Source organism: Corynebacterium sp. HMSC062E11, from assembly GCF_001811845.1.
In the GTDB taxonomy this organism is placed as follows: domain Bacteria; phylum Actinomycetota; class Actinomycetes; order Mycobacteriales; family Mycobacteriaceae; genus Corynebacterium; species Corynebacterium hesseae.
The window spans coordinates 63737-76820 of sequence record NZ_KV806815.1; the positions used below are offsets into that span (position 1 = coordinate 63737).

13 protein-coding genes are annotated in these 13084 nt (G+C 57.2%); 9 read left to right on the forward strand and 4 right to left on the reverse strand.

Going from position 1 to position 13084, the window contains the following annotated elements:
• Positions 1-13 precede the first annotated feature (13 nt).
• Positions 14-520 carry a GNAT family N-acetyltransferase gene (locus HMPREF2822_RS08075; RefSeq protein WP_070523467.1) on the forward strand — a complete coding sequence of 169 codons (507 nt, stop codon included), beginning with the start codon at positions 14-16 and terminating at the stop codon, positions 518-520.
• Positions 521-597: 77 nt separating this feature from the next.
• Here HMPREF2822_RS08075 and HMPREF2822_RS08080 read toward each other — a convergent pair whose 3' ends face one another.
• Entirely contained in the window at positions 598-2310 is a 1713-nt protein-coding gene (locus tag HMPREF2822_RS08080) for a bifunctional metallophosphatase/5'-nucleotidase (protein WP_070523470.1), read from the reverse strand.
• A gap of 128 nt (positions 2311-2438) precedes the next feature.
• On the reverse strand, positions 2439-2900 hold the full coding sequence (locus HMPREF2822_RS08085) for an ASCH domain-containing protein (protein ID WP_070523473.1): 462 nt from the start codon (positions 2898-2900) through the stop codon (positions 2439-2441).
• Between the two features lie 319 nt (positions 2901-3219).
• Here HMPREF2822_RS08085 and HMPREF2822_RS08090 point away from each other — a divergent pair, with 319 nt between their 5' ends.
• From HMPREF2822_RS08090 to HMPREF2822_RS08120, 7 genes are all read left to right on the forward strand, one after another.
• Positions 3220-4413 carry an ATP-binding protein gene (locus HMPREF2822_RS08090; RefSeq protein WP_083306827.1) on the forward strand — a complete coding sequence of 398 codons (1194 nt, stop codon included), beginning with the start codon at positions 3220-3222 and terminating at the stop codon, positions 4411-4413.
• 409 nt (positions 4414-4822) lie between these two features.
• On the forward strand, positions 4823-6070 hold the full coding sequence (locus HMPREF2822_RS08095; protein WP_070523476.1) for an arginine deiminase: 1248 nt from the start codon (positions 4823-4825) through the stop codon (positions 6068-6070).
• A gap of 269 nt (positions 6071-6339) precedes the next feature.
• A complete protein-coding gene (locus HMPREF2822_RS08100; RefSeq protein WP_070523479.1) occupies positions 6340-7614 on the forward strand; it encodes a hypothetical protein in 1275 nt (424 codons plus the stop codon).
• 30 nt (positions 7615-7644) lie between these two features.
• Positions 7645-8217, forward strand: coding sequence for a hypothetical protein (locus HMPREF2822_RS08105; protein ID WP_070523482.1), 573 nt, complete (start codon positions 7645-7647; stop codon positions 8215-8217).
• Positions 8218-8220: 3 nt separating this feature from the next.
• Positions 8221-8802 carry a hypothetical protein gene (locus tag HMPREF2822_RS08110; protein WP_070523486.1) on the forward strand — a complete coding sequence of 194 codons (582 nt, stop codon included), beginning with the start codon at positions 8221-8223 and terminating at the stop codon, positions 8800-8802.
• Positions 8803-9011: 209 nt separating this feature from the next.
• The gene (locus HMPREF2822_RS08115; RefSeq protein ID WP_070523578.1) at positions 9012-10265 is read left to right on the forward strand and encodes an ATP-binding protein; all 1254 of its coding nucleotides are present in this window, start codon (positions 9012-9014) and stop codon (positions 10263-10265) included.
• Positions 10266-10320: 55 nt separating this feature from the next.
• The gene (locus HMPREF2822_RS08120; protein WP_070523489.1) at positions 10321-10668 is read left to right on the forward strand and encodes a DUF2200 domain-containing protein; all 348 of its coding nucleotides are present in this window, start codon (positions 10321-10323) and stop codon (positions 10666-10668) included.
• A gap of 34 nt (positions 10669-10702) precedes the next feature.
• Here the strand turns inward: HMPREF2822_RS08120 and HMPREF2822_RS08125 are convergent, their stop codons facing one another.
• Positions 10703-10885, reverse strand: a complete 183-nt coding sequence (locus HMPREF2822_RS08125; protein WP_232755631.1) for a hypothetical protein — start codon at positions 10883-10885, stop codon at positions 10703-10705.
• Positions 10886-10937: 52 nt separating this feature from the next.
• A complete protein-coding gene (locus HMPREF2822_RS08130; protein ID WP_070523495.1) occupies positions 10938-11777 on the reverse strand; it encodes a nucleotidyltransferase family protein in 840 nt (279 codons plus the stop codon).
• Positions 11778-11979: 202 nt separating this feature from the next.
• Here HMPREF2822_RS08130 and HMPREF2822_RS08135 point away from each other — a divergent pair, with 202 nt between their 5' ends.
• Complete coding sequence (locus HMPREF2822_RS08135; protein ID WP_070523497.1) at positions 11980-12942, forward strand: DUF2891 family protein; 963 nt, start codon at positions 11980-11982, stop codon at positions 12940-12942.
• Positions 12943-13084 lie beyond the last annotated feature (142 nt).

Consider the following 13084-nt stretch of genomic DNA (forward strand, 5'->3'; position numbering starts at 1 on the left):
CTCAGGACTCGCAATGAATGATATTCATACTCTTCGCACTCCCCGACTCAGTTTGTCGGCACCAACTGATGCCGACATAGACGCCATCTTTGCCATCCACTCGGACGCCCGCACTTACGAACACCGCCCTGACCTAGCTATGAAGACCAGGGAGGAAGCCACGGAGTTGGCACGCACATGGCAGGCCAACTGGCGCGAGAATCAGCTGGGCTACTACGTGGTATCCACGCTCGATGGCACGACCATAGGATTTACTGGCGTGCGCCATAGTGCGGAAGCTGGTGAAGAAGTACTCAACCTCTACTACCGCTTCGCACCCGAATCGCAGGGCAAAGGCTACGCAAAAGAGGCCGCAGCCGCTGCAATTGCCAGTGCGCGCGAGCGTTTCCCACAGCTCCCCGTCGTCGCCATCATCGACCCCACCAACGAGGCTTCGATTGCCCTAGCCTTGAAGCTCGGACTGCAGCACGTTCCTGGCGCCGGAGTGCCGGACGACTATGAGGTCTACCGACTGGGCTGATAAAAATATCTCGACACTCGCAGCTCAGCCACTCTTTTGAAACGTGGGAATGACTCCGTAGAACTGAAATGCCCTGGTTATTGATGCAGTCCCTGCAAGGGGAAGCGATCCGAAGGAAGATTTAGTTGCCACGAGCCCGGCAAGAAGGTCTTCAGGTAGCGAACAATCCCCTCCAGTACGGGCTTGGGAGTAAACGCGACGAAAGCACCCGCCAGTGCGGCAATCACCCCGATAGCAACGGCTGCTCCTCGCGAAGATCCAATCGATGATTCTTCTGCCTTCCCACCGTTTGCTGGACCGTTTGACTTATCGGGAGTCTTCAAAGGTAAGAGCTCACCATGCCGCTTGATGAACTCGGAGAAGACATCGACGTCGATTGCCGTGCCTGTAGAAGTAACACGCGCATCGCTGAATGAATCGATCTTGTCGCCACCATTTACCACGTAGTTGCTAACGGCTAGTGAATAGGTGGCATTCATGCCCATTGACGTGCCATCATCGAGCTTTATCGCCGTGACACGCTCGCCAAATGGCGCAGATGCGTCGAAATCAAACGTGAATCCGGCAGTTCGTGGGAAGCCGTTTCCACCGTCCGGGTTGGATTCAATACCCTTTTCCAGCGCATCTTTAATCTGTGGGCCTGTCGCTTGAATCGCGATTGGTGAGTTTCCAAAAGGAAGCACCGATTGCGCATCGCGACGGGTCAAGGTCCCTTCTTTCATGTCGGCACGCTGACCGCCACCGTTCTGCCATCCGAGCTGGGTATCGAAATGTTCGCGGTATGCATCCGCTACCAACGGACCTAGTTCTGCTTTTGATAAAGCCTGCGTCGCAGTACCAAGTTGCTCGCCCAGTTGGCGGTCTAATTCACCGTAGAGTTTCTCGCTGCGTGTCTTCCACTCTTCGTTAGCCCTAAGCGATGGATTGACCGGATGGTTCACTACTTTCACTGTGTTCTCCTGTGTGGACCGGTCAACAGTGATGTCGAGGTGAACCAACGTTCCATAATCAGCGCGCGGTGCGACAATCGGCCGACCATCTGCGGTGTAGGTTACTTCTTCCGGTGATTGCGCCTCGTTTTCTTCACGCAGCGCTGCTGCAAGCTCGGGAATCTCTTCCATTACCCGAGTGGTGTCTTCTTTTGAAATCTGGCTCAGCAAAACGATTGCATCGACGCCTTCTTCTTGGAGCTTGTTAACCCCGGCGCGTGCGGAATCAATGAAGTCCCCCACTACCACATCCTTGGCGGCTACCGTTCGATCAAGGTCGGCAGTAAGAGAAACAAACCCGACGGTGAGGTCGCCAGACTTAGCGGTGAACGTGGTTCCGTCCTCGCTGATCGGCTCGCCATTCTGGGTAGTCAGATTGCTGGAAATCCATGGAAACTCGGCCTTTTCGATAAGGCTACGAGTATGGTCCACACCGTAATCAAAGTCGTGGTTGCCAAAATTGCCAACGTCCACACCGAGTTCGTTAAAAGCCTCTACAAATGACTCACCGCGAAAGACTGAGCCGAACAGGCTGCCGGCAGCAAGTTCTCCACCAAAGGCGACAATGGGGTCGCCCTCTTCTTGACGGATATTCTCCAGAGCAGTTGCCAAGTAAGCGATGCCGCCTTGGTGACTACCGTCATCCCAAGTTCGGGGCTCGAACTCCTTCATATCCTGGAAGTAGACAATGTCTCCGGTCGCTACTGCCGCCTGGCCTGGGTCCGATTCAGCAGCGATAGCGTTAGAGGCGTTGAGAGAAAGAAGAGCAGTCAAAGCAAGAATGGTGTGACGATTGCGCATAGAGGCATTCTGCCTATCGCGACTAGAGGTTCCCCGACCTTGAGGCAAAATCTAGATGAACATTCACAGTCCAGATGTTTACCGCTGGGCACGAGCTACGAATACGCCTAGCTCGCGGGCATGCCCCTTCAGGAATCCCACGGCTCCAATGCCTTAACCGGGTACCGCCCATCAACAGCAAAGCGCTGGCACACCACCTGGGTGTCATCGTTGATGTCTAGTTCTCCGATGTACTCAACGAAATCGGGCGAACACCAGAACTCTTCATGCCCGGCGCGCCATTCGCTGGCATCGGTGTAGCCTTCGCCCTCGGCGATGGCATGCTTGTCGCTGACGTCGGCGAGCCGGCGGACTTGGACCTCGATGGTGCGGATGACGCACACCACGTTGTCGTGTGAGTCGAGGACAGCCTCAAGAGTGCCCACGTCCTCGCGCGGGTCGTGGTCGCACGGGTGCTCGGCCAACAAGGACGTCGTAGTGGTTTTCGTGCCGTTCAGGATGGCGGTGACGAGGGCGTCGCGAAGCGGGCCAGGGAAGGCGAACTCACCGCGCGGCAGTGCCGATATGGGTTCCAAAGTGTCCTGAGTCATACGTTCACAGTACGTGGCCAGTTAAATGTTGCTGAGTGAGTACGCACTCGCTTTCTGTTCCGACCGGCCGGATGCTCGCTCCCCCAAACTCGCTTCATCCACGACGATGTCCGGGCGCATCCCTTGCGCCAAAGATGCTCCTTACAAAGAACTTGTAAACCAACTTCTTTCCCAATCGCTCCATGCCGCGCCACTGCCTCCTATTAATAGCGACGCAGGCCCTTCTTCAAACTTCAAAGCTCTTCATAAACTTCAAAGAATTCACAAAATTCATAAACTTCACAAGACTTCAAAAGCTCTGTGGTCTAGAGTGAGGGACATGAATCCGAAACACACCAACCCTTTTACGGCTACTCTCGGCGCCACTCCCCCGCTGTTGGTTGGCCGCAGCGATGCCATTCGTGATTTCGGTTTTGCACTCGATGAAGGCCCTGGTGCCCATGAGAGGATCTCACTCATCATCGGACCACGCGGCATCGGCAAGACAGTCCTTCTTAATGCCTTCGAAGACGAAGCGCTCGAGCGCGGTTGGCTCACGCTCAGTGACACTGCAACGACCGGTTTTGTTGAGCGACTGCGTAGCAGCATTATTCAGCTTCTGGCTAAGGAGAGGAAACAGCTCAAAGGCCTCAACGTCTCTATCCTCGGCATTGGAGGCGGGCTCAATTGGGATACCCGAGCTATCGCAGAGTCCACGTACTCGCTCCGCAATGCGCTCAAGGATTTACTGGCCTATAAACGTGAGCTCGACCGGAAATCCCGCCAGGAGCCCGGTGGGGTTCTTGTAACACTGGATGAAATGCACCATCAACGCAGCCAGGAGCTCATAGAGTTCGGCGCCACGATTCAACATTTAGTTCGCGAGGGTGAGGACATTTCCGTTGTCATGGCAGGCATCCCGTCCTCAATTAGACCTTTGCTTTCCGGGAAGCTGAACAGTCGTGGCGACACCAATCCAGTTACCTTTCTTCGACGCGCTAACCGCATTGAGCTGGGCAGGGTCTCCGATTCGGATGTACGTGAAGCACTGGAGGAACCCCTTCACAGCGCCGCCACCTCATGGTCACAGGACGCTTTGGAAACCGCGGTTGAGGCGTGCCATGGATATCCATTCATGATCCAGCTCGTCGGCCAGTGCTCATTCAGGGAAAAGGAACGTACCGCTGACGGAGGTACCGAGATTTCTATCGACGCTGCCCGGCGCGGAGTCGCAACAGCACAGCGCAAGCTCGGCCAACTTGTTCATGAGCCAGCGCTGTCGGACCTCTCCCCCGTCGACCGAAGCTTTTTGGTCTACATGGCTCAAAGCGATGGCCCTTCCAAGATGGCGGACATCAAGGCACGCTTCAATAAGACTGATTCTTATGTAGGCAACTATCGCCGCCGGCTTCTCGACGCCGAAATGATCACCACCACGGGCCACGGCGAAGTCGATTTCGCCTTGCCGTACTTACGCGACTACCTCCGCGAGCACGCGGCAAGTCTCATAGCCGAGGACTTCGACGCCCAGTAGCGAGGCCTCCCTCGCCCTCGGACTGCACGCCACACCTACCCCCGCGCGTTTACATCTCTACTATTCGCGCAGAGTTTCCATTCCTCTCAAAGTTATTCATCCGGCTCGCCGGGAAATGCAGCACCTGCCAGCGTAGGTGTTGTCGCAGTGGCGGAGGAAGAGGCGTCGACAAGCGCGGCGTGGAACCTCACTATGTGCGCGCCGGAGCCGTGTGAATAAACGCGGATAATAGTATGCGTCCAGTCGCAAAACCTGCACCTACATGGGGTTTCTTCGGCTTCCGGTAGCTTGAAAAAGCTCGAACTTTTCTTAGAATTGTCGTCTAGTTCACATATCACCACCCCGGGTGCCGCTGCTCACCACGCAACTGGATGGCACAGCGCACCCGTACCGAGAAAGGTTCACGCACATGACAACTCCCCCGCTGGGCGTTTGGTCCGAGGTTGGCAAGCTCCACCAGGTCATGGTGTGCGCGCCGGGGCTCGCGCACGAGCGGCTGACCCCCAGCAATTGCGGAGAGCTGCTTTTCGACGACGTCCTCTGGGTCGACGAAGCCAAGAAGCATCACGCAGAGTTCGTCGCCAAGCTGCGCAGCTACGGCGTCGAGGTGCTGGAGATGCACACGCTCCTGGAGGAAACCCTGGCCACCCCGGGCGGGCGTGATTTCATCCTGGACTTCAAGCTTTTGGATAAGAACGTTGGTGTCGGCATCGGCGGCGAGCTGCGCCACTGGTTCGATGACATGTCTAACAAACGCCTGGCGGAGCTCCTCATCGGCGGGCTGCCCTTCGCCGAAATCCCGGAAGGCCTAGGCCACGGAACCATCGATGCCATGCGTGAGGTCTACGGACCTTCCGCTTTTGCGCTGCGCCCGCTGCCCAACACTCAGTACTCGCGGGATAACTCGGCGTGGATTTATGGCGGGGTCTCGCTCAACCCCATGCGCATGCCGGCGCGCCACCAGGAAACGCTGCTGACCAGAGCGATTTATAACTACCACCCACGGTTTGCGCAGGCGGATTTTCAGTTCTGGTACGGAAATACCGATGAGGAGCCAGGCCTGGCTTCCTTGGAGGGCGGGGACATCATGCCGATCGGAAAGGGCATCGTCCTCGTCGGCATGGGTGAGCGCACCACCTGGCAGGGAGTAAGCCAGCTGGCCATGCGCCTATTCCAGGAAGGCGCGGCCGAGAAGATCATCATCGCCGCCATGGCCGCCGACCGCGCCTCGATGCACCTGGACACCGTGCTCACCTTCCTGGATGCCGATAAGGTCACCGCCTACCCCAAGATCGTGGACACTATCCGGCCCATCGTGTTGCACCCCTCCACAAGCACGGCGCCTTTCGACGTCGAACTGCCCACCGAGTCTTTCCTCGAGGTCGTCGCCAAGGCACTTGGCGTCAGGAGCCTGCAGGTGGTGGAAACCGGTGGGGACACCTATGCCGCCGCTCGCGAGCAGTGGGACGACGCCAATAACGTCGTGGCCATTGAACCGGGCGTGGTGGTGGCTTATGACCGCAACAAGCACACCAATAAGAAGCTGCGCGCCGCCGGCATTGAGGTGGTCGAGATCGGCTCGGCGGAGTTGGGCCGCGGGCGCGGGGGCGGGCACTGCATGACCTGCCCTATTGTGCGTGATGCGGTGGACTATTAGAAGGTTTCCCTTCTTCCGGCCACCGGTGCGCGTATCCCATAAAGTCAAGAGACCGGGTCTGCACTGACCCACCCACACGGGGTTATACAGAAGTTTGTGTACGAAAGATCAATGGGCTGGCCAGCAAATACTTAACGCCACTAACTTTCTTCAAGCGTCGTAAGCCGTTTTCTATATCCATTGTCTACCCCCTGCATGCCTCCTAAAATAAGTGCGGATTCTACAAATCTCTCACTTTTCGCTTAATAAAATATAAGGACGGTACACAGGTGCTCTCTAAGGGACTGCGCGCGCTTGCACCACTGGTGGCAACCGCGGCATTAGTTACCCCCTCGGCACAGGCGGCCAACATTCCGCCCATGCCACAGGCCTACCCCATCACCAACCTCTACAAGAGCTGCAGCGCAGCAGGTGAAGACAACGCCACTCCCGAGTGGCACTTCGCAGAGACCGGCCGCCGCTACTTGAGCGACGGCACCCTGCAGTTTAAGAACACCACGAACCAGGAGGTGCCGTACACCGCCTCCGTGGAAACGGGCACCAACCACAAGATTGAGGCCAACTCCAAGGCCGCTATGCCTTCCGGCTGGGACACCACCGCCAAGTCCGACATCGGACTGAAGCTGAGCAACGGCTGGCAGGAGAAGGAAACCTTCGGCCCCGTCACCCTGAAGCCGGGCGAATCCTTCCGCGTGGAATACGGCGTGGTGGAAAAGGACTTCATCTCCATGTTCGTCGGCTGCAACGATGACCGCCTAGAGAACATGCCCGGCGCCAACGTCATCCGCGGCAAGGGCCCGGCTGAGCGCTATGCCTTTGCCTACATCATCAAGGCGGATGGTTCGATTTCGGACCTCGCCATGGAGATTCCTTCCCGCTCCCCGGGCGCGAACTCCAAGCCCATCGAGGGCAACTACACCTCCGTGTCCGGCCCCAGCCTGGAGAAGATTGCGGACCCGAAGAAGGATGAAATCATGCAGCCTTCCGAGGACCTGCAGCGCGACCCATCCTGGCCCAAGGAAGGCGAGACCTGCGAAGGCCGCGATAGCTCCTGGTACCCGCTGGACATCACTGCGGTGAAGCCGACCTTCCGCAAGCCGGGCTACTCCACAGACTTCCTCAACTGGTCCAAGGGTGACTATGAGTACGCGCCGGTCACCGATTTCGTCGTCGGCGCCGAGCACGCACCGTACACCAACTGGCAGGGCAACCGCGGCGATATCCCGAAGGGCTGGCTGGAGTCCGTTGGCGCGGTCAAGCGCGCCTACATGCCGGTGGGAACCGAGCTGCAGCACATCGACCTGGCCCCTGGTGAGCGCGTCCGCGTGGAGTACGGCACCACCATGACCCGTATCAACTACCGCGAAATCCACTGCGGTAAGGACGGAAAGTACAGCCTGACCTCCAACTACAAGCAGACCACCGCTCCCAGCGGTTTCTGGGCGGAGGCCACCATCACGGGCAAGGACGGCTCCACTCGCACCGAGGACGTCACCCCGGACGAGTACCGCGAACTCCCAGTCCCGACCCAGACCATCTACTAATCCCCCTTTACTTCCCAAGGAGAAATCACCATGTTCAAGACCAAGATTGCTTCCACCACCGCCGCCGTGGCCATCGCTTGCGGCCTGATCGCTACCCCGGCTGCTAACGCCCTCCCGGCACGTGACCTGGGCCCGGCCAACCCGACCACCATCGGTGAGCACTGCACCAACCCGGGTGACACCGGCCAGACCGTTAAGATCAAGCGCACCTACTTCGACGGCTCCGCCGGCTCCTGGACCGTGTCCAACTACAACGACGAGCCGCTGCCGGTCACCCGCTCCATCAAGGAAACCAAGACCAAGACCTGGAACGTTTCCGCCGGCGTTGACTTCAAGCTGCTGGATCTGATCAACTTCACCTTCTCCTCCAGCTACACCGACTCCCAGTCCTACGAGGTGGGCGAGCAGGTCGGCCCGTACAACATTGCTCCGGGCAAGACCGCCGTCATGCGCGCCGGCTGGGTTGTCTCCGACTTCGAGGGTCAGAAGACCATCTGCGGTTCCGATAACACCTGGCAGGCCAACGGTGGCACCTTCACCGCTACCCTGCCGAAGGAGCGCCACGTGGAGGTCTCCACCCGCGACAACAACGATTGGGGCTAAGACGTGCTGAAGAAGTCCATCGCGAGCGCCTTCGCCGCGCTCAGCCTATTGGCGGCCGCTCCTGTGGCCCACGCCGCTGACTTCGGCGGGGACTTCGAGCTGCCGCAGCGCTGGAATGATGATTTCAAGCCGGGCACGCACTGCTCGACGCCCGGTGAGAACGGCACCTACGTCACCGCCACCCGCCGATGGTTCAAGCAGACCGACGCCGCCAGTGTGGCCAACCGAAATGATGAGCCCGTGCCGGTCAGCCACACCGTGACCCAGGCCCGCACGCAGACCATCGAGGTCTCCGGTTCCATCAAGGGCGAGGGCGAGCTGGCCAAGGTTCTGACCCAGACCTACGGTTTCAACTACGTGCACGAGCAGCACTGGAAGCTGAACCAGGAGGTTGGCCCGTACACGCTGCCGGCAAACTCCCAGGGCAAGCTGGTGTGGGGCTTTACCATGCTCGACACCGACGGCCAGGACGTGCGTTGCAATGCCGACCAGGAATGGGAGGCCGTGGGCAAACCCTACTCCGCCACCGTTCCGGAGGCGCGCTACTCCGAGCTGCAGCTTGGCGACGCCCCCGTCTGGGACTAGCCCTCCTCCTCAGGCCTCACAGAAGAGGGCACCCCAAGCCGTTTCACGACGGCTGCGGGTGCCCTCTTTTTGGCGTTCCACAGCGTGATCAAACGGCAGCGCGAGCATTGCAGAACGGCAATGAGAACCTTGCAGAACCGCAACGAGAGCATTGCAGAACCGCAATGAACATCTTGCAGAACCGCAACACCGCAGGTAGATTGACGGCCATGACTCATTCTTTTCTGCATAGAAACGCACTAGAACTGGCGGAAGAAGTTCTGTCAGATACACCTGTGCTGACTATTTCCGGCGCACGCCAAGTAGGAAAGAGCACCCTTGTCCATCAATTACTCGAAGGTAGGGAACATAGATTCATTAACCTTGATGAGAGCGCTTCGCTGGTATCTGCGAAAGCAGATCCAGACGGCTTTGTCAGACAGCTCCCCGAAGGGACACTAGCCATAGATGAAATTCAGCGCGCACCAGAGCTGTTTCGCGCGATTAAAGGCGCACTCGAAGAAGATCGACGGCCGGGTCGTTTTATCCTTACCGGATCATCCAACCTCCTCAGTCTCACAGGAGCTGAAGAATCTCTCGCTGGCCGCGCAGAAACTATTCGCCTTCACGGCCTCAGCGTGGGCGAACGTTTAGGTATCCACGAAGACTTTGCAGGCCGAATGTGGTCATTAAAAGATGCAAGCGTACAACCCGCATCCGCCCTTTCCCGGGCTGACTACTTCCAGCTCTTCTGCACGCCGAGTTTTCCAGGACTTAGGGATTCTAGTCGGCGACGGCAACACCGGTGGTTCGATGCTTATATTGAGCGAGTCTTGTCAAAAGACGCTGCCGAGCTCTACGGCATTCAATTCCCTGACCGCTTACACAATCTTCTCGCCAAGTTTGCTGCACAAGGCACCGCGGAACTTGTAGCGGCGCACATTGGGCGTGCACTCGACATTCCCGAACGCTCAGTCCCTACCTATGTAGCTGCTCTGAATGATGTCTTCTTGATTAACCAATTACCATCATGGGGAACAAATCTTGAGAAGCGAGCTATCTCTAAGCCTAAGGTCTTCCTCTCGGATACCGCACTGGCCACAAGTCTGGCAGGCCTCGAGCCAGAGGCATTGGAGATGAACATTTCCAGCACGCTTAGCGGCGGCATATGCGAAGCCTTCGTTGCCAACGAGCTTCTGAAGCAGAAAGCATGGTCATCAGTTGATTATCGCCTCTTCCACTTTCGGACTTCTACTGGCAAAGAGGTTGACCTTGTGCTGGAATCACGATCCCGGGACGTTGTTGGCGTGGAGGTCAAAGCCGCAATGTCGATCCAGCCGAAGGACTTTGCTGGCCTGCGCTATCTTCAGCAGGTAGCTGGTGATTCTTTCCGCGCAGGAATTGTCTTGTACACAGGCAAGGACGTCTTGCCGATGGGTGAAAACCTCTGGGCAATGCCAATCTCGACGCTCTGGCACGGCTAAACCGCGACAACGAACGGCCGCCGCGCGCCATGAGGCCCACCGATATACTGCACCCATGTCTCACCGCATCTTTTCCGTTCCCTTCGCCGATATTTATCCGCACTACGTTAAGAAGGTAGAGCGCAAAGGCAGGACTGTCAGCGAGCTTCACGAAGTCATCACTTGGCTTACCGGCTACTCGGTTGAGGAGCTGGAACGGGTCCGGAAGCAAAAGGTCACCCTCGAGGACTTCTTCGAGCAGGCCCCGCACCTGAACCCATCCCGCTCCCTCATCACTGGCAGCATCTGCGGGCATCGTGTCCAAGACATCGATGACCCACTGATGCAGAATATTCGGTACATGGACAAGCTCGTTGACGAGCTAGCCAAAGGAAAGGCCATGGAGAAAATCCTTCGCGGCTAGCTTTCATCAACTGCGCCCTTCAAAGCTTCGAGCTTTAAGCCACAAAGGGATACGGCGGCGCGGTCTTCTCACGGAAGAAGTAGCGCGCATGCGTGTGCCGAACGGACTCTAAGTTCTTAGCACCAATCGCCACAATCTCGACATCAGGATCCTTATTTACTTGATCCAGTCTATGACGAGCGCGGGTTCCCTCTATCAGGGAATCATACTCAGTCACTTCCAGTGCACCTGTCGGTCGATGGTATTTAATCAGATAGGCTGGCATCGGCTTATTCTCCCTCCATGTCACGTTGAACTCGACGTTCTTCGAATTCATGGATTAATTTATCTAGCATCTTATACATGTTCCGCCGCAATTGACGCGCCTCTTTTTGGGTTGCGCCAACAGGCAGGCTTCCTTCGAAAGGCTCGGTAAGAATATCTACGAGCTTTTCCACCCTGTTTACGACTTCGGATACCTCATGTAAAGCACGGATCTCAATCTCAAATTCTGCCGGAATTCTTCCTCCGAATTCGAGGTATCGGATTTCCCTTCCATACAAGTCTCCTGCCATTTCATAAAGGTTTGCCCACTGCGACTGAAGCGCGGTTCGTAGCTGAAATTCTGCACGTCCGGCCTCTGACATCACGTGTAAGTGCACCGCGCGATACCCCGAGTGCGGTTCCTCTCGCATGTCCCGAAGAACCACTTTCCTCGCGCCAGCCTTCACAAGCTCTCGCGAAAGAAGCTTCGCAAGTACAGTTTGTTCTTTTAGAGTCACATCGACGTCCATCCGTACGCCAGATACATCCTGAATATTCTCTAAAGGGAAGCTCGGCATTCGACTCAATTTCTCTCTCAACGTGTCTCTCGTTTTTACGCGAGAACTCAAGAAATACCTGTCTGAATCTGGCTCCACGATAGAGTCTGCAGTCATCGTCAACTGATTATCAAGCTGTGCCATAGTCTTGCTCGCTTCCTGAATTATCGATTCACACAGAGCTGATTGCTGGTCCAAGAACAGCCCAAGCTGTTCCTCATCAATCGGTTCCCCATTGCGCAACGCACTACCTATTCGATGTACTTGTCTCTTACTAAATGTCGTCGGCTTGTTTTCCAAGAACTCCACAGTTCCCCCTTCTTCGTTAGTGACAACCCCCAAAGACGAAGAGCATTGCCAGCAATTTCAGACACCCACACATCCCCCACCCCTTGGATGCCTGCCCTAAAGACTACGAGGGCGACCGGACACCAACACCACAATTTCGCATATACGTTCGACGTTTGCGCTGAACCGCACATCCCACCTTCAGCTTTGCCATACTTGACGCATGACCACGCTAGAAACTTGTTCCAGCGCCTGGGCGAAAGCAATTATGGCCGCACTCGAGCGCGAATTCCCCGCCGCGATGCACCACACGAGCGCTTCCACAGAAGACTGCGACGTGCGTCCGCGCGAGCTACACCCCAGTTTCTATGGCTGCTTCGACTGGCACTCCAGCGTCCACATGCAGTACTCAGGCGCGCTGCTAAACAAGATTCTCGGGCCCGAGTCTCCCAAAGAACTTGCCGCGCTTCTCGACGATCGCCTCAGCGCAGAAGCCCTCACCACGGAATACAACTACCTACTCGCCCACCCCGGATATGAAATGCCCTATGGGCGCGCCTGGCTGCTGCAGCTCGCCTCCGTTCGGCCTGGCGAAGCGATGGACAAGCTCGTAGAGCTAACCGCACAGCACTGCCACGACTGGCTTAGGTCACTCAACCAACCGGTGCGGCACGGCATGCATTCCAATACAGCCTTCAACCTTTTCCTCATCCTCGAGGCCGCGGAGAAACTCGGGCTGGATTCACTGGCGAGCTCGGTGCGCGAGGCTGCTGTCCGCCTTTTCCGCGACGACCACAACTACCCGCTGGAGTGGGAGCTGTCCGGGCACGATTTCCTCTCCAACGGATTATCAGAAGCTCTGCTCATATCGCGCGTGCTGCCAGACTTCCCACAATGGTTCGACGGCTTTCTTCCCCACCGCACCGAAGCGCTGGAATTTCTCACACAAATCCCGGAGGTGCTTGACCCAACCGATGGCCGCCTGGCCCACCTCTACGGCCTAGCGCTGACCAGAGCATGGATGCTCGTTGAACTCGCTGAGCATTTCGACGCCTCCGTCCTACCCCGCGCCCATGCACTCGCCGCCAGCGCGCAACCGCAGCTTGTCGACGGCCACTTCATGTCCACCCACTGGCTCATCACCTACGCGCTGCGCTTTCAGCTCGCTGCCAACGAAAGGCATTAGCCACAAATAAGGCTTCCTCATTGCCAGTCATCCAAGCCGAAAGCCCAGGCCGGAATGCCACAACTACCCCTGCCGCCATAGTGAGCGCATACGGAATAGTTACTTAGCGAGTAGTACTGTAACTTTCTAATTATCGTTCTCT

What these genes read in the sequence shown, in the direction of transcription:
- HMPREF2822_RS08095 (WP_070523476.1), top strand. Translation starts at nt 4,823, where the DNA reads ATGACAACTCCCCCGCTGGGCGTTTGGTCCGAGGTTGGCAAGCTCCAC.
- HMPREF2822_RS08090 (WP_083306827.1), top strand. Translation starts at nt 3,220, where the DNA reads ATGAATCCGAAACACACCAACCCTTTTACGGCTACTCTCGGCGCCACT.
- HMPREF2822_RS08135 (WP_070523497.1), top strand. Translation starts at nt 11,980, where the DNA reads ATGACCACGCTAGAAACTTGTTCCAGCGCCTGGGCGAAAGCAATTATG.
- HMPREF2822_RS08115 (WP_070523578.1), top strand. Translation starts at nt 9,012, where the DNA reads ATGACTCATTCTTTTCTGCATAGAAACGCACTAGAACTGGCGGAAGAA.
- HMPREF2822_RS08080 (WP_070523470.1), bottom strand. Translation starts at nt 2,310, where the DNA reads ATGCGCAATCGTCACACCATTCTTGCTTTGACTGCTCTTCTTTCTCTC.
- HMPREF2822_RS08075 (WP_070523467.1), top strand. Translation starts at nt 14, where the DNA reads ATGAATGATATTCATACTCTTCGCACTCCCCGACTCAGTTTGTCGGCA.
- HMPREF2822_RS08105 (WP_070523482.1), top strand. Translation starts at nt 7,645, where the DNA reads ATGTTCAAGACCAAGATTGCTTCCACCACCGCCGCCGTGGCCATCGCT.
- HMPREF2822_RS08120 (WP_070523489.1), top strand. Translation starts at nt 10,321, where the DNA reads ATGTCTCACCGCATCTTTTCCGTTCCCTTCGCCGATATTTATCCGCAC.
- HMPREF2822_RS08085 (WP_070523473.1), bottom strand. Translation starts at nt 2,900, where the DNA reads ATGACTCAGGACACTTTGGAACCCATATCGGCACTGCCGCGCGGTGAG.